The following is a 21,739-nucleotide window of genomic DNA, read 5'->3' on the forward strand; positions in this document are numbered from 1 at the left end:
CATTTGACTGAATAGCAATCTAATATTACCATTCAATATATTCAGGATATTTCATTTGAAGAGGTAATTCATGAATTTCATGTTTTGTGATATTGGCAGTGGCTAATATTTGATCCTTTAAAGCCAAGTATTCATCATCTTCCACCATTAATCGAATAGCAAAGGCACCTAAATGCTTTTTTCTTTCTTCAAATGTTAGCTTAAGATATTCTAAGTTTAAAATATCTACATATTGAGTTGCATAACGGAAGTATTTAGGCGATTTTGATAACATTAAGTGTATAAGTACATTGTAATGTTCTTCAGGCAAATGTTCTTTTAAACATTCCGTAACAAGAGATTGGAATTTTCGAATGGATGTAGTATGTGGGTTCCATGGATTATTGTCTATAAATTCATTGTATAAATCGATGAAGTCGTTTAAAGCGAGTGCTGTAAAAATTAATTCAGGCCATAAAATTTCAACGGAGAAATATACATTTTTTTCAGGAGCAAGCGTGTCTTTTTTCTTTTCAATTCCTTTATGGATGCCGTTCGCTACAAACTCGATATTACATTCTCCTTGAGTTGCTTTCCGCAATTTAAGACAAACCCCTAATATACGTTGTCTCGCACCTCGGTAATCATAATATCTATTTTCATCTCCAATAACTTCGTAGATATTCTTAATTAACTCATCTAAATCCCAATAGTCACCACTAATTCGTCCCCCTGTTAAACGTTCAGTGCTTTGAATGGATAACATTTTTATCCCACCTTTTCTAGTCCGCAAAATCTATTACATATATTGTACAATCTTTTAAATAGAAAAAACTATATATATCTTTGATTCTACTAGTTAATCGTTATTTATATAAAATATAGAAAATTGTAAAAATTGAAAATGAAAAGTTTATTTTTTTCATTTTGGGGTATATGGTTAGCAAAGCTCACTCTAAAAAGGTCGTTTCATAGAGAAGGGTGACGAAGGAAAATATAAAATATTTTTCAATATTAGAAATAATCTACTAATCTTTCGAATATATATTATTAGATACCTTTAGGAGTGAGTATGTTGTCATCAAGAAGTAAAGGTATAAAAATCAAAAAATAGGGGGAGTAGGAAAATGTCTGTATTAACTGCTGCATATGCATTTCCTAATACTGAAGGAGCGATTGTAAACTTCAAGGAACGCTACGATAACTATATCGGAGGACAATGGACACCACCAGTTAATGGCGAGTATTTCGATAATGTATCGCCAGTAACAGGAAAAGTTTACACAAAGGTTGCTCGTTCCACAGCGGAAGATATTGAACTTGCCATCGATGCAGCTTACAATGCGAAGGATTCATGGGGCAAGACTTCCGTTGCAGAAAGAGCAAGAATCTTAAACAAAATCGCAGATCGCATGGAAGAAAATTTAGAATTGTTAGCAGTTACTGAAAGCTGGGAAAATGGTAAACCGGTTCGTGAAACTTTAAATGCGGACATACCTTTAGCTATCGATCATTTCCGCTATTTTGCAGGAGTGATTCGTGCGCAAGAAGGCGGTATTAGCCAAATTGATGACAATACTATAGCTTATCATTTCCAAGAACCAATTGGTGTTGTCGGGCAAATTATTCCGTGGAACTTCCCAATCTTGATGGCAGCATGGAAACTCGCACCAGCCCTTGCAGCAGGAAACTGTGTGGTTTTAAAACCTGCAGAACAAACACCAACTTCTATACTAGTATTAATGGAACTTATTGAAGACTTATTACCACCTGGTGTTGTGAATATTGTAAACGGTTTTGGTTTAGAAGCTGGAAAACCGTTAGCTTCCAATCCACGTATTGGAAAAGTTGCCTTTACTGGTGAAACAACAACAGGTAGACTTATCATGCAATATGCTTCACAAAATATTATTCCGGTTACATTGGAGCTTGGTGGGAAATCGCCAAATATCTTCTTTGAAGATGTAATGGAAGCAGACGATGAATTTTTAGATAAAGCAATTGAAGGATTTGTATTATTTGCTCTTAACCAAGGAGAAGTGTGTACATGCCCTTCAAGAGCATTAATTCAAGAATCCATTTACGATAAATTTATGGAACGCGCACTTGAGCGAGTAAAAGCCATCAAACAAGGTAACCCATTAGATCCAACTACAATGATAGGAGCTCAAGCTTCAACAGAACAAATGGAAAAAATTTTATCCTATATTGATATTGGTAAACAAGAAGGAGCAGAGTTGCTTATCGGTGGAGAACGCAACAATTTAGGTGGAGAATTATCAGAAGGTTTCTACATTAAGCCTACTGTATTTAAAGGTCATAACAAAATGCGCATTTTCCAAGAAGAAATCTTCGGTCCAGTAGTTGCTGTTACAACATTCAAAACGCAAGAAGAAGCATTAGAAATTGCAAATGACACGATGTATGGATTAGGTGCGGGAGTATGGACTCGCGATATTAATACAGCTTATCGAATGGGAAGAGGAATTCAAGCTGGACGCGTATGGACAAACTGCTATCACCAATACCCAGCTCATGCAGCATTTGGTGGCTATAAAATGAGTGGAATCGGTCGAGAAACTCATAAAATGATGCTTGAACACTATCAGCAAACGAAAAACTTGTTAGTAAGTTATAGTCCAAATAAACTTGGTTTCTTCTGATTCTAAAATTTAGGAGGGATGGCGTTGGTAAAACGCGTTGTAGCAACAGACGCAGCCCTTGCCCTCATTGAACAATTAAAGAAAAAACATGGCCCAATTATGTTCCATCAATCAGGCGGTTGCTGTGATGGTTCTTCCCCTATGTGCTATCCTGAAGGAGATTTAATCATTGGTGATTCGGATATATTACTAGGGGAAATTGGTGGAGCAAAGTTTTATATGCATAAAACTCAATTTGAATATTGGAAACATACTCAATTAATTATCGATGTCGTTGACGGTCGCGGAGGTATGTTTAGTTTAGAAGGCGTTGAAGGTAAACGTTTCTTAACAAGGTCGAGAGCATTTACTTCTGAGGAGCTAGCAGAATTAAATAAGGTTGGTTAACATAAAATAATATATGGGGGAGCTTCAAGTATTGGAGTTCCCTCTTTATTTTGAAACATATCCTCCTTTCAATCGTAATAAGACTAGGAGTGATATGAAATGGATACAAATTTCCACATCAACTTTCAGAACAACTATAATCGAGCCGTAAATTTTTTTGGCAATGCCTATAATCAAAACTTTTTTATGTCTCTTGCAAGCAAATACACACTTGAAAACAGAGAATTTAGCGGCGTCGCTTTGCAAAAAGTGGTAGATAGGATGGTAGAAAACTCTAACAAAGCAATACAAAGGAATTCTCCCGTCACCTATCATATTGCCGTTCAATTTTTAGGGCAGAATATAGATGGTTGCATGGAAAACCTATTGCAAAGGGATATGGCGTTAAAAGAAGCCGGATTTACTAAATCTCCTTTTCGACTGGCGGGCGCCATGATGCTGGAAGAAGACATTCTTCTTCACGCCAAACGAGCAAAAACTTTATATGATGAAATGCACCGAAAACAATACTTTTTAACTTCCAAAGAAGATATTCCCTATGTGGTTCTTTTGTCGAAAGGGATGGAACAACCGCATACGCAGGTGGATACGATTTTGCAATATTACCAAAGCCTAAGAAAGCAAGGATTTATGTTGGGCAACTCTCTTCAATGCCTTGCACAAATCTTAACGATGTATAGTTCCGAATATAACGAAATGTTGCTTCAGTATGTTGCCGAGCTGAAAAGGGGATTGAATCAGAAAGGAATCAAAATAAAACCGATTCATTATCCCTATATCGGGATTTTGGCGTTGAATGCAACAGATAATGAAAAAATTGATGAAATTGCGGAATTACATAAATCGTTAATGGAATTGAAAATTTTCCGTATGGCAAAGGAATTGGCGTTGATTGTTTCCATCCAGAAAATCATCAGAGAGCTGGTCGAAGTTCAAAATATGGTCAATATGAAAGATCATGCATTTCTCGAAAATTTGATTCATGTATTGGGTATAACACTGGATGTTTTGGATTTTGCATTAATACCGGGAAGTGCAGGTGATTTCTTCGATTTCTTCAGTTCTTAATGCACTCCAAAAAATGTTGGGAGTGATAAAATGGAAATAAATCATAATGGAGGTGTCCTACATGAAAGAAACAAAATTATGGATTAACGGTCAATGGGAGGAAGCAAAAGAAACGTATGACTTGACCGCTCCCTACACTGGTGAAGTGATTGCGAAAGTGGCAAAGGCTTCTGTACAAGATGTGGAACGTGCAATTGAAGGCGCACATGAAGCGTTTCAAACGTTTAAGAAAACCACAGCCTATGAAAGAGCGGAAATTTTATATAAAGTTGTGGACATCATGCAGAAAAGAAAGCAGGAATTTGCAGAGATTCTTGCAAATGAAGCTGGAAAGCCGATTACTGCTGGACTGGCTGAATTGGATCGCACCATTTCTACATATCAATTTTCAGCTGAACTGGCAAAACACACTTTTGGCGAAACGGTGCCAATGGACGCAGCTCCCGGAGGAAAAAATCGTATAGGTTATACGAAACGAGTTCCCATTGGCGTTGTATCAGCCATCACCCCTTTTAACTTTCCATTTAATTTAGTTGCGCATAAATTAGGACCCGCTTTTGCAGTTGGAAATACGGTTGTTCTAAAGCCAGCAACTCAAACACCTCTAAGTGCTTTAGTAATGGCGGAGATTTTTAAGGAAGCAGGACTTCCTGATGGTGCACTACAAATCGTGACGGGTTCGGGTGGAGAACTTAGCGATGTTCTTGTAACTCATCCTCTGGTGAAGAAAGTGACGTTTACAGGCAGCGGCGCAGTCGGAATGAAAATCAAAGAAAAGGTCGGATTGAGAAAAGTTACATTGGAATTAGGTTCCAATGCAGCTGTCATCATTGAACCAAGTACGCCATTTGAGAAAATCATCTCTCGCACGGTAAGCGGTGCTTTCGGCTTTTCTGGACAAGTATGTATTTCCCTGCAGAGAATTTTTGTTCATGAATCCATTTACGACCAATTTACAGAGGCATTCGTGAAAGAAACGAAAAAATTAAAATTAGGTAATCCATTTGACCCTTCAACAGATTTAAGCGCTATGATTCATCCGAAAGAAGTTGAGCGCATGAAAGAGTGGATTGAAGAAGCGAAGGCTCAAGGAGCTAAAGTAGCGACAGGAGCTGAATTTACGGAACGTACGATGACACCAACTGTGATGGTGAACGTAAAACCAGATATGAAAATTATGTGTTTAGAAACATTTGCCCCAATTGTTTCGATTGTACCTTATAAAACATTAGACGAAGCCATAAAATATGTAAATGATTCCGATTTAGGTTTAAATGCTGGCATTTACACAAATGTTTTAACGGATGCTTTAAAAGCGGCGGATGAATTGGAAGCGGGTACAGTTGTAATTAACGATATCCCGACATTCCGTGTAGACAACATGCCGTATGGTGGCGTGAAAAATAGTGGATATGGACGCGAAGGAATAAAATACGCTATTGAAGAAATGACGGAATTAAAGTTTATTACGATTAAAACAGAATTTTAAAAGAAAAGTTGCAATACTCAACCGTATGAAATTAATATTATGTTTGCATAATAATTGCAAACTTCTCGGTAAAGCACACCATGTATTAGGAGGACAACAAATGAGTATTGCATACCCGATGAGCAGATCACGCTCAACTCAAACACGACTTGTATTACCCCCAGATACGAACCAGTATGGATCCATTTTTGGTGGGAAGATACTAGCATATATTGATGAAATCGCGGCAATTGCTTGTATGAAGCATACGAAAAAAGAAGTGGTAACCGCTTCTTTTGATTCAGTAGATTTCGTTTCCCCTGCATATGTTGGAGATATGTTGGAGTTAGAAGCAATTGTCACATCCACTGGAAGAACATCAATGGAAGTGTATGTGCGTGTTATGTCTCGCAATGTTAAAACAGGTGAAGAAAAATTGACAACCGAATCATTTGTTACGATGGTAGCAATTGATAAGGGTGGAAAACCGACACCGATTCCAGCAATCTACCCTGAGACTGAGGAAGAGGAGAAGTTATATAAAGCGGGGTTAGAAAGACAAAGATTAAGAAAAGAAAAAAGAAATAAAGTAAAAGAGGTCGTCGTTCAAAAGTAAATTAGGTTGGGACAAAAACCGCCTCAAATAAAAAAACCGTAGACACTTTTAATGTCTGCGGTTTTTATACATCAAAAAGGACAATTTACTACTAAATTTAGTATTTTTTATCTCTCATTTGGAAAAATCATTTACCACTTTGAGTAATGTGTCAGATGATTTTGAAATTAGAGTTGAACTTTCTACTAAATTAGCAATATTGCTTGAAATATTTTCGATATCTTTTGACGTGGAAGCATACTGATTGCGTATCCCAGAAACTTTTTGGGCAATTTGTTCAAATGATTCTGCTAAGTGCTCTTGAGTTTGTACACTTAATTGTACTTGTTCATCTACATTGTTGACACTAGACGTCATATCCGTAATGTTTTCTTCCATTTCTTGTATTAATCCAGAGACATTTTGTACTGCTTTCTTCGTTTCTTCAGCCAGTTTTCGAACTTCTTCTGCAACGACAGCAAATCCTTTTCCGTGTTCACCCGCACGAGCCGCTTCAATTGATGCATTTAAAGCAAGTAAGTTTGTTTGATCCGCTATGTTCGTCACTAAGTTTACAATTTCAGAAATGCTTTTAGAAGAAGAACGTAGGTTTGTCATGGACTCTTCTAATAAATTTACACTGTTTAAAATCGTGTTCATTAAGTTTGTCTGTTTTGCTAATTGTGCTTTCCCTTGGTTAGATTTTTCCTCTGTATCAGCAACGAAATCTAAACCTTGTGATGTGGCTGATGCGATATTTTGTGATTGTTCAGAAATCATTTGAATCGATGCTGTCGTTTCTTGATTCATGGCATTTAAATCTTCAGCAATGTTTTGGATGGAGATTAATAATGATTGTTTTACTTGATCATTTTCCATACGTAATCGTTCTTGCTCAATTTCGTATGCTTCAATCACAAGTTGCATTTCTAAATTGATAATTTTAGAAAATGCATTGATGGCAAGAATTGCTTCTTCTTTAGAAATATCAAGCTTATTAATAAACTGAGTAAATGCTGTTGTTAAAGATTGGAAAGAAGCGATATACCATTTAGATGATAATCCAATTTTGATATGAGCAAGGGCAATTCTAGTTCGGTTCTCTAAATAATGATTATCAATTTGTCCTTCAAAAATATCTTGTAAATGCTTTGTTAAAGTAATTTTCAATCGATCAATTGTTGAGTATTGATTAATTAATTCTACTAAATGTTTATTCATTGAAATGTTTTCATAAAAAATATCAACCATCTTTGGAATATAGTTCTCAATAAGTGGTTTTAATTGTTTAAGGATGGCTAATTCTTTTTTTGTTAACTGAACCATTTCAATTTGTTTGGCTACAATAGGGTTCGCAGAAACGTTTATTCCTACTTCGTGAATATGTTTTTCTTCATCAAAAAATTGATTATAATTTGATTTGTTTTCCTTGTTATAAAGTATAAACCTCATATGTATGCTCCATTCTAATTTAATTTTTTTATTGTTTGACCCATTACAGTTTAATTCCTGAATTTGTATTTTTATTATAAACAATGTAAAATACGATTAGTTTATTAGTTCGTATTGTTTTTTATTAAATTAGTAAAGGAAGTTTGTTAAGATGAATCAGCGAAGGCTTGCTTATATTATTGTGTCCATGGTGACAGTAGCAGTTATTTCCACATTAATGTTAAACAATATGTTTGATGAGGTACCGAAAAATCATAAAATTTTAATTATCATTAGTGCCACCTTGTTTTCAGGTCTTTTTGCCCGCGGGTTATTCCCTGCTGATCATCCTGATGAAATCGATTCTAAACATACAGATAATAAAAAGAATGGTAATTAAGCCCTCCTAATTTGAGAGGGCTTTTTTCATTTCTGTTTTTCTGTTTACAGAATACCATATTATTTAGTAGTATCTAAAGATTTTTTTGACTATAAAATGAAAATTGTGGAAAAGATATGAAACGGACAAAAGAATAAAATCAATGATCAATCACGCAAGGTTTTTGAAACTATTAATCAAATCATTCGTACATGTATATAACAAGAATTTCAATAACCTTAAAGGGGGTTAACTAATATATGGAAGAAAAATGGGCTAAAGTGATTATTCACGCAAGTGCTTTTTTTGCACCAGTTCTAGTACCAATTTTATTTTTCTTAATAAGCAGTGAAGAAAGTGTTAAACGAATATCGATTCAAGCATTGCTCTTCCAGTTTGTTATGTGGGTATTAATCGGTATTTCTGTCGTACTAAGTTTTCTTTTAATCGGTATTCCATTCTTAATTATCTTTGGAATTATGACATTTGTTGTACCAATTATCGGTATTTTCAATGCGCTGCGAGAAACACCTTGGAATTACCCAATTGTTGGCCGTTGGGTATAAAATAATTTCTCGTAAATGTAAAACTCCTGAGTATTCTTCAGCTTAGATGAATATATTGATAAAAAATCGGCAAAGCGTACTTTCATACGTATTGTCGATTTTTTTACAATAAAAATGGTCAAGGGTTTATCGTTGCAAATATGGAAAAAAGGAAATATAATAAAGTCAAAGATAGTCAAAGTCAAAAAGAGCGAGGTGAAGTTGTAATCATAATGAAAAATATTTCAGATTTAATTGAAGGGTATTTAAAACAAGTTATCGAATTAGGTGGTAAAGGACATATTGAAATTAAACGCAGCGAATTAGCCGATATGTTCCAATGCGTCCCCTCGCAAATTAATTACGTTATTAATACCCGATTCACCGTGGAACGAGGCTACCTTGTTGAAAGCAAACGTGGTGGCGGTGGATATATAAGAATTTTTCGTGTGAAACCAAGTTCAAAAATTGAGCTGATTGAAAATATCATTAAACAAATTGAAAAAGGTGCCACGCAAAACATGGCTGAAGATATTATATATAGGCTGCTGGACGAAGGCGTTATAACCTACAGAGAGGCAACGTTAATGCTCGCTGCCATCGACCGGAATACGTTAAAGTTACAACTCCCAGCTCGTGATGAATTGAGGGCCGCTATTTTAACATCGATGTTACTAACTTTAAAATATGAAAAATAAAGAGGTGGTGGGTCATGATTTGTGATCACTGTAAACAACGGAAAGCAACCGTTACAGTTACACAAATAATAAATGGCCATAAAAGTGAGAAGCATTATTGTGAAGTATGTGCAGCACAATTTCATCCATTCAACCTAGACTTTCATAAAGAAGAACAAATCCCAATCCATCAATTGTTATCTAATTGGTTTGGGATGCCTATTTGGAAAAATGAAACACAAGAAAGAGCTGTTCAACCATCCATCCAGACAAATGCATGTCCGGCTTGCGGATTTACTTTTCGTAAATTTTTAAATGAAGGTAAATTGGGTTGCCCACAATGCTATGAAACCTTTGGCGAAAAACTTCCGCAAGTACTTGCAAAAATACAAGCGGGAACCAAACATACTGGAAAAAGGCCTGGACAAAAAGTGGATAACAACCGAATTATTAAAAAACAAATTGAACATGCACGCGAACAGCTGCAATTAGCTATACAAGATGAACGTTTTGAAGATGCGGCGAAATTCAGAGATGAAATTAAAGCATTGGAACGCAAGCTTGAGATGGGAGGTGTTGATACACCATGAACCTTGAATATTTCTTAAAAGCGGAAGCACCGAGTTGGATGGGCGTTGACGGTGAAGAAAATGACATTGTCATTTCCACCCGGATTCGATTAGCGAGAAACTTGGATGGTTTCCGTTTCCCATTAATATTTACTGATGAAGAAGCGAAAACGGTTGATCAAATGGTTACGCAAGCTTTTTCCCAATTGAATAACGGAAATCACCATTTCTCTCATTTCACAATTCAAGAAATGCCCGTATTACAACGTCAAGTATTAGTTGAAAAACATCTCATTAGCCCGATGCTTGCCAATAGAGAAAAATTCGCTTCAGTTATCATTTCAAAAGATGAAGCCATTAGTGTGATGGTAAATGAAGAAGACCACTTAAGAATCCAATGTTTATCCCCTGGACTTCAACTAATAGAAACTTATGAAATGGCTAATAAATTAGATTGTCAGCTTGAAAAACTTTTACCGATTGCCTTCAATAACCAATTCGGCTATTTAACGAGTTGCCCTACAAATGTAGGAACTGGTTTACGAGCATCTGTGATGATGCATTTACCAGGACTTTCGATGATGAAGCAAATGAAAGTATTAACACAAATGCTAGCTCGTTTTGGCATGGTCGTGAGAGGTATTTACGGTGAGGGCAGTGAAAATCTAGGGAACATGTATCAAATTTCAAATCAAGTAACCCTCGGTAAAGCAGAAGATGAAATAATTGATGATTTACAAACTGTCGTGATGCAAATCATTGAACAAGAACGAAACGCAAGACAAACTCTATTAAAACAATCCCAAGTTGCTTTGGAGGACCGTATTCACCGTGCCTTTGGTACTTTGAAACATGCGCGGATTATGACAAGTGAAGAAGCAGCAACATGTTTATCTAATGTTCGCTTAGGCATAGATTTAGGCATAATTAAAAATGTTTCAAAACATGTATTAAATGAATGCACAATACTGATTCAACCAGGATTCGTACAACAATACGCAGGCACAACTTTGGAACCAGGAGAGCGAGATGTATTCCGAGCAAAATTAATACGAGAAAAATTAAACGATGGAAATTCGAAATTAAAGGAAAAAGGAGAGGAAAAACATGATGTTTAATCGTTTTACTCAACGAGCTCAAAAAGTGTTACAGTTGGCGCAAGAAGAAGCCATTCGTTGGAAGCATGAATCCATCGGAACTGAACATATCTTGCTCGGGCTAATTCGCGAAGGTGGAGGCATTGCTGCAAAAGCTTTAGAAGCGATTGATGTAAGCCCAGAGATGATTGAACGAGGTATCGAGGAACTAGTTGGAAAAGGTACGAAGGATGTTGGACCAATCGTTCACTATACACCAAGAGCTAAGAAAGTTATTGAACTATCCGTAGATGAATCTCGAAAACTGGGTCATGCTTACATCGGAACAGAACACATTTTACTTGCATTAATTCGTGAAGGTGAGGGTGTTGCAGCTCGAGTGCTTGCGAACGCTGGGGTAAGCTTAAATAAAGCGCGTCAACAAGTTTTATTGCTTCTCGGTAACAACGATGTTTCTCAAAATTCCAATCCAACTCAAACAGTAAGCACTCCAACACTTGATAGCCTGGCTCGAGATTTAACTGCAATTGCCCGTGAAGGTTCCCTTGACCCTGTAATTGGACGTAGCAAAGAAATTACACGAGTTATCGAAGTGTTATCTCGCCGCACGAAAAATAACCCGGTATTAATTGGTGAACCTGGTGTAGGTAAAACAGCGATTGCTGAGGGACTTGCTCAACAAATCGTTAATAATGAAGTACCGGAAACATTGCGCGATAAGCGTGTAATGACGCTTGATATGGGTACTGTTGTAGCAGGTACAAAATATCGTGGTGAATTTGAAGATCGTCTGAAAAAAGTAATGGATGAAATTCGCCAAGCGGGTAACGTCATTTTATTCATTGATGAACTTCATACATTGATTGGTGCTGGTGGTGCAGAAGGTGCGATTGACGCTTCGAACATTTTAAAACCGGCATTAGCTCGCGGTGAATTACAATGTATCGGTGCAACTACGCTAGATGAATATCGTAAATACATTGAAAAAGATGCAGCTTTAGAACGTAGATTCCAACCGATTCAAGTCGATGAACCAACTGTGGAAGAAACAATTCAAATTATTCAAGGTCTTCGCGATCGTTACGAGGCGCATCACCGAGTAAAGATTACCGACGAAGCAATTGAAGCTGCGGCAAAATTATCTGACCGTTACATTTCAGACCGCTTCCTGCCAGATAAAGCCATTGACTTGATTGATGAAGCCGGATCTAAAGTGCGTTTGCGCTCATTTACAGTGCCACCAAATTTAAAAGCGCTTGAAGAAAAATTAGAACATGTGCGCAATGAGAAAAATGCAGCAGTTTCAAGTCAAGAATTTGAAAAAGCAGCAGCACTACGTGACACAGAGCAAAAAATTAAAGAAGAACTAGAACAAACGAAAAAATTATGGAAAGAAAAGCAAGGTAAAGAAGAATCAAAAGTAACAGTAGAAGATATCGCAGAAGTGGTATCCATGTGGACTGGAATACCAGTGAATAAACTGGCTCAAGAAGAGTCTGAAAAACTGTTGAACTTAGAAGAAGAATTGCATAAGCGCGTTGTCGGACAACATGAAGCGGTTGAGGCGATTTCTAGAGCTATCCGCCGTGCTCGCGCAGGATTGAAGGATCCGAAACGCCCGATTGGTTCATTTATTTTCTTAGGACCAACTGGGGTTGGTAAAACGGAACTTGCTAGAGCTTTAGCAGAAGTAATGTTTGGCGATGAAGATGCAATGATTCGTATCGATATGTCCGAATATATGGAGAAACACTCTACTTCTCGCCTAGTGGGTTCACCTCCTGGATATGTAGGATTTGAAGAAGGTGGGCAATTAACGGAAAAAGTCCGCCGCAAACCATATTCAGTGGTACTTTTAGATGAAATTGAAAAAGCGCATCCAGACGTATTCAATATCTTATTACAAGTGCTTGACGACGGTCGTTTAACAGATTCAAAAGGCCGCACAGTAGATTTCCGCAATACGGTTGTCATTATGACATCCAATATTGGTGCAGAAGCATTAAAGTATCAAAAGAATGTAGGATTCGGTGTGGGTGGAAGAGATAATAAATATAAAGACATGAAGAGCACGATGCTTGAAGAATTGAAAAAAGCATTCCGCCCAGAGTTCTTAAACCGTATTGATGAAACAATCGTATTCCAGCCGTTGGATAAAGAAGAATTGAAACAAATTGTATTATTGATGGCAAAATCTTTAATCAAACGCTTAAAAGAACAAAACATTGAACTAGAACTAACAGATGCAGCTTTAGAGAAAATTGCTGAAGAAGGGTACGATCCACAATACGGTGCACGACCAATTCGAAGAGCTTTACAGAAAAATGTGGAAGACCGTTTATCAGAAGAGTTATTAAAAGGCACAGTTTCAACGAACAGTACAGTTGTATTTGACTATGTGGATGGCGAATTTGTCGTAAAACAAAAAGATGTTGTTGAAAGTGTATAATTTTTGATTAGTCGAGCTGTACCAAAAGACACTGTATGCTGTCTTTTTGGTACAGCTTATTTTTTTTATATTAACAGGTACATCTCCATTTAAGGAGCATCCGCACAAGTTTGGATGTTATGTGCACGAGTGGAGGTAGTATTTGCACGAGTTTGGATGTTATGTGCACGAGTAGAGGTGGTATTTGCACAAGTTTGGATGTTATGTGCACGAGTAGAGGTGGTATTTGCACAAGTTTGGATGTTATGTGCACGAGTGGAGGTAGTATGTGCACAAGTTTGGTGGTTAAATGCACAAGCAGAGGGGATATCTGCACAAGTGAAGGATTCATACGCACGAGCAAGTAGCTTTTCTTTCGTAGAGTGTAACTACACAAACAAGTTCTTGTGCTAAAACCGATATATTCAATAAATAGACCTACCTAGTCTAACGAAATTTTCTAGTACATCAATGAATCTAATCTAGTACCTTTGTTATAATAGCTATACCAAAAAAATTTGCAGGAGGACCTAATGGCAAAAAAGAAAACAAAGTTTTGCTGTCAATCATGTGGCTATGAATCTCCTAAATGGTTGGGGAGATGTCCTGGTTGTGGTGAGTGGAATACCTTTGTAGAAGAAATAGAAGTGATGACGAAATCTCGTGGAGTGTTTCAGCATTCGGAAGCTATAAGTCAGAAGGCCGTACCAATTATCAGCATCGAAACGCAAGAAGAACAAAGAGTCCAAACAAGCATGGTGGAACTAAATCGTGTGCTTGGAGGTGGCATAGTACCAGGTTCACTTGTTTTGATTGGGGGAGATCCTGGTATAGGGAAATCAACGCTACTTATGCAACTTTCCGCTGAATTATCCAATAATGGACATCGGGTGCTTTACATTTCAGGAGAAGAATCGTTGAAACAAACAAGATTACGCGCAACAAGAATCGGTGTCCAATCAAATGAATTATTTATTTATGCTGAAACTGATTTAGAACTCATTCGTCATAGTATTGAAGAGGTTCAACCGAAGTTTATCATTGTTGACTCCATTCAAACAGTGCATCATCCAGAAGTGACGAGTGCTCCTGGGAGCGTATCGCAAGTTAGAGAATGTACTTCAGAATTGATGAGAATAGCGAAGACGAAAGGAATTGCAACATTTCTTGTAGGACATGTTACAAAGGAAGGGCAAATTGCAGGGCCTAGAATATTAGAACATATGGTAGACACCGTACTATATTTTGAAGGTGAAAGACATCATACGTATCGAATATTAAGAAGCCATAAAAATCGCTTCGGATCAACTAATGAAATTGCTATTTTTGAAATGATTCATTCGGGTTTAAAAGAAGTGTTAAATCCGTCTGAATTATTTTTAGAAGAACGTTCACATGGGGCAGCTGGTTCGACGGTCGTTGCTTCCATGGAAGGTACAAGACCTATACTTGTCGAGATTCAATCATTAGTTACACCAACTAGTTTCAATTATCCAAAAAGAATGGCTACCGGTGTTGATCAAAATAGAGTTCAATTATTGATGGCTGTTTTGGAAAAAAGAATGGGTATGCTGTTGCAAGCGCAAGATGCATATATTAAGGTGGCAGGAGGCGTAAAGCTGGACGAACCTGCGATTGATCTCGCCGTTCTTACCTCCATAGTCTCCAGCTTTAGAAATCAGCCTGTTCAAGTTACAGATGTTTATATCGGTGAAGTAGGACTTACCGGAGAAGTAAGACGGGTATCCCGCATCGAACAAAGAGTTCATGAAGCTGCAAAACTTGGATTTAAACGAGCCATTATCCCTGCTTCTAATATAGGAGGTTGGGAATACCCAAAAGACATTGAAGTAATTGGGGTGCAAACCATTAACGAAGCATTAAGAGTTTGTTTTGGTAATTGATGAAAAGGGATGTCCATACCAATATTTATAATGTATGGGCATTTTTCCTTTTGAAATTGGGAAAAATAATTTTATATTCTGGACGAAAAGGGAAAAAAGTACAAATTATGTATTTCGTAGTTGTTTCAAATCGCAAACGATTCATGAACGATGTATAATTAATAGTAAGATAATATATCACAAAAAGGAGGTGGCTGTATGTTAAAAAGAGTAATTCAATTTGCTTTTCTTTTTATTGGGGGAGCACTAGGTTTCGTTTTTTTACCGCCATTATACGAAATTATAAATTTGTCATCTAATCCGTTGTTAAATAATCCATATACATCAGTCGCATTAGGAGCGTTGTTATTATTTCTTCTATCGTTTTCTTTATCAGATTATTGTGTAAAATTCATCAACTGGATGGAAGAGGTACTTTTTAAAATTCCAGCTGCAGATCTACTATTCGGTACTCTTGGGTTAATTGTCGGTTTAATTGTAGCATATTTTGTTGGGTTTGCGATTGAACGAATCAATATACCGGTAATTACTGATTTTTTACCAATAATCTTATCTATTACACTCGGATATTTAGGATTTAGAGTCGGATTTAAAAAGAGGGAAGAATTATCACAAATATTTACCAAATCCGGTGTAGGATCAAAAAAGAAAGTTGGAGATTCTGGGCAAGTTGTTTCACAAGAAAAAACGCTATATAAATTGTTAGATACGAGCGTCATAATAGATGGTCGAATTGCGGATATCGCAACAACAGGATTTATAGAAGGTGTTTTAGTGGTGCCGCAGTTCGTATTAACCGAATTACAACATATTGCGGATTCCAGTGATACATTGAAGCGTACCCGTGGACGAAGAGGGTTAGATATGTTGAAAAAATTACAAGACGGAAAAACGGTAAATGTCATCATTTCTGAAGAAGATTTTGATGATGTTCAAGAAGTAGATTTAAAATTAGTACGGTTAGCGAAAAAAATGGGAGCAAAAATTTTAACAAATGATTTTAACTTAAATAAAGTATGTGATCTTCATCATGTACAAGTATTGAATATTAATGAGCTTGCGAATGCAGTAAAACCGGTTGTTATACCAGGAGAGGATATGCAAGTCGTTGTCATCAAAGATGGAAAAGAACAAAATCAAGGTGTTGCTTATTTAGATGATGGAACGATGATTGTTGTAGAAGGTGGTCGTAGTTACATTGGGCAATCTATTACAGTCACCGTTACAAGCGTACTGCAAACATCCGCCGGTCGCATGATTTTTGCTAAACCAAAAGACGAACAAGTTGCATAAACCGTTGAAAAGTAAGAGTAGGAGTTGAGCAAGTGGATTACGAAGTAGTATTGCCAGCAGCCGGTAGCGGAAAACGGATGGGAGCGGGAAAAAATAAATTATTTTTATCTTTAGCGAATAAACCGATCCTCATTCACACCCTCGAAATTTTTCAAAAGGATAGAAACTGTACGGGAATATATTTAGCGGTAAAACCTGAAGAAAGGGACTATATTCAACATTTATTAAAAGATTATAAAATTACAAAGGTAAAGGGTTTACCAAATGGAGGGAAAGAACGTCAACATTCTGTTCATTCATGTTTAAAAGTAATGAATGATGTGGAGATTGTTCTCGTCCATGATGCTGCAAGACCGTTTATATCCCAACAAGTCATTGACCGTTTAGTGGAAACCGCATATGAAAAAGGGGCTGCGATAGCAGGAGTTCGAGCGAAGGATACGATGAAAAAAGTACAAGATGGTATTATTGTTGAAACGGTAGATCGGGAAAACCTATGGTCAATCCAAACGCCGCAAGCATTTCGTTACGAACTGTTACGGCATGCGGAGGATGTAGCGGAAAAAGAAGGATTTTTAGGAACGGACGAAGCGATGCTAGTGGAGCGCCTCGGTTATGAAATCCATATTGTTGAAAGCAATTATGAAAATATTAAAATGACGACGAAAGAAGATTTATTATTTGGTGAAGCCATCTTAAAAAACCGCCAGATGCAGAAAGAAGGTACCTCACAAATCTTTTAGATTGGTGAGGTCTTTTCTTGTTTCCATACATAATAATTGGGTTAAATGCATGCTTACAATCCATACAAATGGGAAATATGTTAATATATGAAGTGGCAAATTGGAATCTGATTTTACAGTAAAGGATGGTGAACGCTGCATATAAGGCTGAACAGTCTTTCATCATGCAGCTACAATATGTTTCGTGTTGGACAAGGATTTGATGTGCATGCGTTTCAAGAAGGGCGGCCACTTATTATCGGAGGCATAGAGATACCTCATACGAAAGGCCTTGTTGGTCATTCCGATGCGGATGTGTTATTACATGCAATTACAGATGCGGCCCTTGGAGCAATTGGAGAAGGAGATATCGGACGTCATTTTCCAGATACAGATCCAAAATATAAAGATGCAGATTCAGCGAAATTATTGGAGTATATATGGAAAATAGTAAATGATAAAGGGTATATTCTTGGGAATGTTGATTGTACAATTATGGCTCAAAAGCCTAAAATGGCTCCATATATTGAGCAAATGCGAAATCGCATAGCAGAACTTTTGGATGCGAACCCGTCTCAAGTAAACGTCAAAGCAACTACAACGGAAAAATTAGGCTTTGTTGGCCGAGAAGAAGGTATAGCAGCATTAGCAACAATATTGTTAATAAAAAAGCAATAGTTCTCAAATGTTGAAAGAAGATGAATTCGTTCCTGAAAAGTTAAAATTTCTTCCCTCTCATTAACTTTTCAATGTGAAGACAGAGTGGTAAAATGTACAAAAGTTAAGGGAAGCATTGGAAATGGCAATATTCTAGTAGTGGCCAAATAAAAATGAAGGTTTTTATCTGGTAAACTTAGGAGGAAAAATTATGACAAAACAAGTTCGTGTTCGGTATGCGCCAAGTCCTACCGGTCATTTACATATTGGTGGAGCGCGTACTGCGTTATTTAATTATTTGTTTGCAAAACATTACAACGGAACATTTGTTGTTCGCATTGAAGATACGGATACGGAGCGCAATGTTGAGGGTGGAGAAGCGTCACAGCTTGATAATCTGCGCTGGCTTGGAATAATTCCAGATGAATCTGTAGATATTGGCGGACCTTATGCGCCATATCGCCAAACGGAAAGACTAGATATATATAAGAAACATGCGGAAGAGCTATTAGAACGAGGTCTAGCTTATAAATGTTTCTGCACACCTGAAGAATTGGAAGCTTCAAGAGAAGCCCAAAGAGCAAAAGGCATTCCTGCTCCAACTTACGAAGGCAAATGCCGCCATTTAACGAAAGAGGAAATCGCTGAAAAAGAAGCGCAGGGAATTCCTTATACAATCCGTTTTAAAGTTCCAGAAAATGTAACATACAAATTTAATGATTTAGTGCGCGGAGAAGTTACTTTTGAATCTAAAGATATTGGCGATTGGGTTATCGTGAAGGCGAATGGAATTCCTACTTATAACTTTGCGGTTGTTTTGGATGACCATTATATGGAAATTACGCATGTATTCCGCGGAGAAGAACACTTATCTAATACGCCGAAACAAATGATGATTTTTGATGCTTTCGATTGGGAATACCCTGAGTTCGGCCATTTAACAATCATTGTGAACGAAAATCATAAGAAGTTATCAAAACGTGATGAATCCATTATCCAGTTCGTTTCTCAATATAAAGAGCTTGGATATTTACCAGAAGCGATGTTCAACTTCTTTGCATTGCTTGGTTGGTCTCCGGAAGGGGAAGAAGAAATCTTTACAAAAGAACAATTGATTGAAATTTTTGATGAGAAGCGTTTATCAAAATCACCGTCAATGTTTGACCGGAATAAACTAACATGGATGAACAACCAATACATTAAAAAATTGTCATTGGATGAAGTAGTAGACTTAGCACTTCCTCACTTGCAAAAAGCCGGTTTACTTCCTTTAGAATTGACTAGTGAACAAAAACAATGGGCAACAAAATTGATTGCGTTATACCATAATCAAATGAGTTATGGTGCAGAAATTGTTGAATTATCTAGCTTGTTCTTTAAAGATGAAATTGAATATGATGAAGCTGCCCAAGAAGTACTAGCTTTAGAACATATTAAAGAATTGGCTGCATCATTTAAACAGCAATTAGAGGCTTCGGAAGCTTTTGATGCTTCGTCAATTAAAGCGGCAATTAAAGCAGTACAAAAAGAAACTGGATATAAAGGGAAAAACTTATTTATGCCAATTCGAGTGATGACAACAGGCCAAACTCATGGTCCGGAATTGGCGGATGCAATCGAATTAGTGGGCAAAGAAAAAGTTTTAGCCCGATTAGAAAAATTCACAAATTAATATTTTTTAGATGAACGGTTTTTGAGCCTTGGATATAATGATATAAAAGTGAAAGCGTTGAAAAGGAGAAGTACGTAAAATATGTTTGAAAGAGAGGGTCACCACAGGCTGAAAGTGACCTAAACCTCTATTTTACGGAAATGCACCTTTGAGCACTTTGCTGAAATGGAGTAGGCAAGTCGGCTAGTCACCGTTAAAGACCTCGAGCGGAAAGCTTCATGCTTTCAACCAGAGTGGAACCGCGCGAATTGGCGTCTCTGTCATAGTGATATGATGGAGGCGTTTTTTATTCAGCTAATTTTTATTGGCTACCTGTAGAGAAATGGTGGTAATTTAGTTATAGAAGGATATATTTGTTCGGAGAAAATTGGCTAAAGGAGAGAATGACATGGCAATTCAAATTTACAATACGTTAACAAGAAGAAAAGAACCATTTGTTCCTCTTGAAGAGGGAAAAGTAAAAATGTACGTATGCGGACCAACTGTTTATAACTACATTCATATAGGCAATGCACGTCCTGCCATTGTCTATGATACCGTAAGAAGATATTTGCAATATAAAGGGTTTGATGTGAAGTATGTATCAAACTTCACCGATGTGGACGACAAAATTATTAAGGCAGCTAACGAGTTAGGAGAAGAAGTTTCTGAACTGACAGAGCGTTTTATAAAAGCTTATTTTGAGGATATCACTGCACTTGGATGCAAAAAAGCGGATGTTCATCCGAGAGTGACAGAACATATGGATGATATTATTGAATTTATTAAAGTATTAATCAATAAAGGGTATGCTTATGAATCTCAAGGGGATGTATATTTCCGCACACGCAAGTTTGAAGGTTATGGAAAACTAAGTCATCAGTCAATTGATGATTTAAAAGTAGGCGCACGTATCGAAGCGGGTGAAAAGAAAGAAGACCCACTAGACTTTGCTCTTTGGAAAGCTGCAAAACCAGGTGAAATTCACTGGAGTAGCCCTTGGGGTGAAGGACGACCTGGATGGCATATTGAATGCTCCGTAATGGCAAGAGCTCATCTAGGTGACACAATTGACATTCATGCTGGAGGTCAAGATTTAACGTTCCCGCACCACGAAAATGAAATTGCTCAGTCTGAAAGCTATACCGGAAAACTTTTTGCCCGTTACTGGATGCATAATGGGTATATTAATATTGATAACGAAAAAATGTCAAAATCTCTTGGGAATTTCGTATTAGTCCACGATATTATCCAGAAAATTGATCCGCAAGTATTAAGATTTTTCATGCTTTCTGTACATTATCGTCATCCAATCAATTTCTCAGAAGAATTGATTGAATCCGCTCGAAGTGGATTGGAGCGCTTGCGCACAGCTTATTCGAATCTTCAACATCGACTAAAATCTACGACGAACCTTGCAGAAAATAGTGAATTGTATTTAGAAAAAATCGATGAGTTGAAAAAACAATTCGAGAAGGAAATGGATGATGATTTCAATACAGCTAACGGTATTTCTGTTTTATTTGAACTAGCTCGCACGTCAAATACGTATGTAAACGAAACAAATACGGATGAAAAAGTGCTAAAAGCATTTATTGAAACATTTGAAGTTCTTAGTGGTGTTTTAGGAATTAAATTAGCTGTTGAGATGGAAATTTTAGACGAAGAAATTGAAAAGTTAATTGAAGAGCGTAATATTGCACGAAAAAATCGTGATTTCAAGAGAGCGGATGAAATTCGTGACCAATTATTAAGTATGAACATAATTTTAGAAGATACACGACAAGGTACTCGCTGGAAACGAGGTTCATAAGATGGCACAACAAGTTGATATTAAGCAATTAAACGCACTTGCATTAGCATATATGGGGGACGCCGTTTTAGAGGTGCGCGTTAGGGAACATTTATTGTTAAGCGGTCGAACGAAACCGAATACGCTGCACCATGAGGCGACAAAATATGTCTCTGCTAAAGCTCAATCAATGATTGTGCATCGCATGATAGAAGAACAGTATTTAACGGAAGAAGAGTTAGCAATTTATAGACGTGGGCGCAATGCAAAGTCTGGTACTGTTCCGAAAAATACGGATGTTCAAACTTATCGCAATAGTTCCGGATTTGAAGCAGTTCTCGGCAGTCTTTATTTAACAAAACAGTATGAACGTATGAATAAAATAATTGAATATGCAATACAAATCGTTGAAGAAGCGAAAGGAGCGTCATAAC

21 protein-coding genes, 1 pseudogene and 1 other annotated feature are annotated in these 21,739 nt (G+C 37.0%); of the genes and pseudogenes, 19 read left to right on the top strand and 3 right to left on the bottom strand.

Annotated features, from left to right (window positions below):
• Nucleotides 1-25 precede the first annotated feature (25 nt).
• Complete coding sequence (locus UtA1_RS03305; RefSeq protein WP_096550045.1) at nt 26-745, bottom strand: DUF6904 family protein; 720 nt, start codon at nt 743-745, stop codon at nt 26-28.
• Nucleotides 746-1,106: 361 nt separating this feature from the next.
• Here UtA1_RS03305 and adh point away from each other — a divergent pair, with 361 nt between their 5' ends.
• The 5 genes from adh to UtA1_RS03330 all read left to right on the top strand — a co-directional run bounded on the left by adh (nt 1,107) and on the right by UtA1_RS03330 (nt 6,181).
• Complete coding sequence (gene adh / locus UtA1_RS03310) at nt 1,107-2,642, top strand: aldehyde dehydrogenase (RefSeq protein WP_096550046.1); 1,536 nt, start codon at nt 1,107-1,109, stop codon at nt 2,640-2,642.
• Nucleotides 2,643-2,666: 24 nt separating this feature from the next.
• Nucleotides 2,667-3,029: a DUF779 domain-containing protein gene (locus UtA1_RS03315; protein ID WP_016838517.1), complete on the top strand. Its 363-nt coding sequence runs from the start codon at nt 2,667-2,669 to the stop codon at nt 3,027-3,029.
• 99 nt (nt 3,030-3,128) lie between these two features.
• Nucleotides 3,129-4,097, top strand: coding sequence for a DUF4003 family protein (locus UtA1_RS03320; protein ID WP_016838518.1), 969 nt, complete (start codon nt 3,129-3,131; stop codon nt 4,095-4,097).
• A 61-nt stretch (nt 4,098-4,158) separates the two neighbouring features.
• Nucleotides 4,159-5,586 (top strand): aldehyde dehydrogenase family protein, encoded by a 1,428-nt coding sequence (locus tag UtA1_RS03325; protein ID WP_096550047.1) that lies wholly within the window; start codon nt 4,159-4,161, stop codon nt 5,584-5,586.
• Nucleotides 5,587-5,686: 100 nt separating this feature from the next.
• Entirely contained in the window at nt 5,687-6,181 is a 495-nt protein-coding gene (locus UtA1_RS03330) for an acyl-CoA thioesterase (protein ID WP_016838520.1), read from the top strand.
• 114 nt (nt 6,182-6,295) lie between these two features.
• Here UtA1_RS03330 and UtA1_RS18015 read toward each other — a convergent pair whose 3' ends face one another.
• Complete coding sequence (locus UtA1_RS18015; protein WP_408056484.1) at nt 6,296-7,087, bottom strand: methyl-accepting chemotaxis protein; 792 nt, start codon at nt 7,085-7,087, stop codon at nt 6,296-6,298.
• 21 nt (nt 7,088-7,108) lie between these two features.
• Nucleotides 7,109-7,612 (bottom strand): annotated as a pseudogene (locus tag UtA1_RS18020) (protoglobin domain-containing protein); the annotation flags it as partial.
• A gap of 151 nt (nt 7,613-7,763) precedes the next feature.
• Here UtA1_RS18020 and UtA1_RS03340 point away from each other — a divergent pair.
• The 14 genes from UtA1_RS03340 (at nt 7,764) to UtA1_RS03405 (ending at nt 21,738) form a co-directional block, all read left to right on the top strand.
• The gene (locus UtA1_RS03340) at nt 7,764-7,991 is read left to right on the top strand and encodes a hypothetical protein (protein ID WP_016838522.1); all 228 of its coding nucleotides are present in this window, start codon (nt 7,764-7,766) and stop codon (nt 7,989-7,991) included.
• Nucleotides 7,992-8,230: 239 nt separating this feature from the next.
• Complete coding sequence (locus UtA1_RS03345; protein ID WP_016838523.1) at nt 8,231-8,536, top strand: DUF4870 domain-containing protein; 306 nt, start codon at nt 8,231-8,233, stop codon at nt 8,534-8,536.
• A gap of 212 nt (nt 8,537-8,748) precedes the next feature.
• Entirely contained in the window at nt 8,749-9,213 is a 465-nt protein-coding gene (locus tag UtA1_RS03350) for a CtsR family transcriptional regulator (protein WP_096552383.1), read from the top strand.
• Between the two features lie 14 nt (nt 9,214-9,227).
• Entirely contained in the window at nt 9,228-9,782 is a 555-nt protein-coding gene (locus tag UtA1_RS03355; protein WP_096550049.1) for a UvrB/UvrC motif-containing protein, read from the top strand.
• Nucleotides 9,779-10,879: a protein arginine kinase gene (locus UtA1_RS03360; RefSeq protein ID WP_016838526.1), complete on the top strand. Its 1,101-nt coding sequence runs from the start codon at nt 9,779-9,781 to the stop codon at nt 10,877-10,879. Before UtA1_RS03355 ends, UtA1_RS03360 begins: the two co-directional genes overlap by 4 nt.
• A complete protein-coding gene (locus tag UtA1_RS03365) occupies nt 10,869-13,307 on the top strand; it encodes an ATP-dependent Clp protease ATP-binding subunit (protein WP_016838527.1) in 2,439 nt (812 codons plus the stop codon). Before UtA1_RS03360 ends, UtA1_RS03365 begins: the two co-directional genes overlap by 11 nt.
• Nucleotides 13,308-13,436: 129 nt before the next feature.
• The gene (locus tag UtA1_RS03370) at nt 13,437-13,700 is read left to right on the top strand and encodes a hypothetical protein (protein WP_126434401.1); all 264 of its coding nucleotides are present in this window, start codon (nt 13,437-13,439) and stop codon (nt 13,698-13,700) included.
• 119 nt (nt 13,701-13,819) lie between these two features.
• Nucleotides 13,820-15,190, top strand: a complete 1,371-nt coding sequence (gene radA / locus UtA1_RS03375; protein ID WP_096550051.1) for a DNA repair protein RadA — start codon at nt 13,820-13,822, stop codon at nt 15,188-15,190.
• Between the two features lie 198 nt (nt 15,191-15,388).
• Nucleotides 15,389-16,483: a PIN/TRAM domain-containing protein gene (locus UtA1_RS03380; protein ID WP_016838530.1), complete on the top strand. Its 1,095-nt coding sequence runs from the start codon at nt 15,389-15,391 to the stop codon at nt 16,481-16,483.
• A 32-nt stretch (nt 16,484-16,515) separates the two neighbouring features.
• A complete protein-coding gene (gene ispD / locus UtA1_RS03385; protein WP_096550052.1) occupies nt 16,516-17,226 on the top strand; it encodes a 2-C-methyl-D-erythritol 4-phosphate cytidylyltransferase in 711 nt (236 codons plus the stop codon).
• A gap of 177 nt (nt 17,227-17,403) precedes the next feature.
• Entirely contained in the window at nt 17,404-17,883 is a 480-nt protein-coding gene (gene ispF / locus UtA1_RS03390; RefSeq protein WP_016838532.1) for a 2-C-methyl-D-erythritol 2,4-cyclodiphosphate synthase, read from the top strand.
• Between the two features lie 190 nt (nt 17,884-18,073).
• Nucleotides 18,074-19,534 carry a glutamate--tRNA ligase gene (gene gltX, locus UtA1_RS03395; RefSeq protein WP_016838533.1) on the top strand — a complete coding sequence of 487 codons (1,461 nt, stop codon included), beginning with the start codon at nt 18,074-18,076 and terminating at the stop codon, nt 19,532-19,534.
• Nucleotides 19,535-19,582: 48 nt separating this feature from the next.
• Nucleotides 19,583-19,796 (top strand) — a binding site (T-box leader).
• 126 nt (nt 19,797-19,922) lie between these two features.
• Nucleotides 19,923-21,326 carry a cysteine--tRNA ligase gene (gene cysS, locus UtA1_RS03400; protein WP_016838534.1) on the top strand — a complete coding sequence of 468 codons (1,404 nt, stop codon included), beginning with the start codon at nt 19,923-19,925 and terminating at the stop codon, nt 21,324-21,326.
• A 1-nt stretch (nt 21,327) separates the two neighbouring features.
• Nucleotides 21,328-21,738: a Mini-ribonuclease 3 gene (locus UtA1_RS03405; protein ID WP_096550053.1), complete on the top strand. Its 411-nt coding sequence runs from the start codon at nt 21,328-21,330 to the stop codon at nt 21,736-21,738.
• Nucleotide 21,739 lies beyond the last annotated feature (1 nt).

The organism is Ureibacillus thermosphaericus, from assembly GCF_002370195.2.
GTDB classification, from domain to species: domain Bacteria; phylum Bacillota; class Bacilli; order Bacillales_A; family Planococcaceae; genus Ureibacillus; species Ureibacillus thermosphaericus.

Coding starts and splice junctions, on each gene's coding strand:
- UtA1_RS03305 (WP_096550045.1), bottom strand. CDS start 745: ATGTTATCCATTCAAAGCACTGAACGTTTAACAGGGGGACGAATTAGT.
- adh (WP_096550046.1), top strand. CDS start 1,107: ATGTCTGTATTAACTGCTGCATATGCATTTCCTAATACTGAAGGAGCG.
- UtA1_RS03320 (WP_016838518.1), top strand. CDS start 3,129: ATGGATACAAATTTCCACATCAACTTTCAGAACAACTATAATCGAGCC.
- UtA1_RS03325 (WP_096550047.1), top strand. CDS start 4,159: ATGAAAGAAACAAAATTATGGATTAACGGTCAATGGGAGGAAGCAAAA.
- UtA1_RS03330 (WP_016838520.1), top strand. CDS start 5,687: ATGAGTATTGCATACCCGATGAGCAGATCACGCTCAACTCAAACACGA.
- UtA1_RS18015 (WP_408056484.1), bottom strand. CDS start 7,087: ATGCAACTTGTGATTGAAGCATACGAAATTGAGCAAGAACGATTACGT.
- UtA1_RS03340 (WP_016838522.1), top strand. CDS start 7,764: ATGAATCAGCGAAGGCTTGCTTATATTATTGTGTCCATGGTGACAGTA.
- UtA1_RS03345 (WP_016838523.1), top strand. CDS start 8,231: ATGGAAGAAAAATGGGCTAAAGTGATTATTCACGCAAGTGCTTTTTTT.
- UtA1_RS03350 (WP_096552383.1), top strand. CDS start 8,749: ATGAAAAATATTTCAGATTTAATTGAAGGGTATTTAAAACAAGTTATC.
- UtA1_RS03355 (WP_096550049.1), top strand. CDS start 9,228: ATGATTTGTGATCACTGTAAACAACGGAAAGCAACCGTTACAGTTACA.
- UtA1_RS03360 (WP_016838526.1), top strand. CDS start 9,779: ATGAACCTTGAATATTTCTTAAAAGCGGAAGCACCGAGTTGGATGGGC.
- UtA1_RS03365 (WP_016838527.1), top strand. CDS start 10,869: ATGATGTTTAATCGTTTTACTCAACGAGCTCAAAAAGTGTTACAGTTG.
- radA (WP_096550051.1), top strand. CDS start 13,820: ATGGCAAAAAAGAAAACAAAGTTTTGCTGTCAATCATGTGGCTATGAA.
- UtA1_RS03380 (WP_016838530.1), top strand. CDS start 15,389: ATGTTAAAAAGAGTAATTCAATTTGCTTTTCTTTTTATTGGGGGAGCA.
- ispF (WP_016838532.1), top strand. CDS start 17,404: ATGTTTCGTGTTGGACAAGGATTTGATGTGCATGCGTTTCAAGAAGGG.
- gltX (WP_016838533.1), top strand. CDS start 18,074: ATGACAAAACAAGTTCGTGTTCGGTATGCGCCAAGTCCTACCGGTCAT.
- cysS (WP_016838534.1), top strand. CDS start 19,923: ATGGCAATTCAAATTTACAATACGTTAACAAGAAGAAAAGAACCATTT.
- UtA1_RS03405 (WP_096550053.1), top strand. CDS start 21,328: ATGGCACAACAAGTTGATATTAAGCAATTAAACGCACTTGCATTAGCA.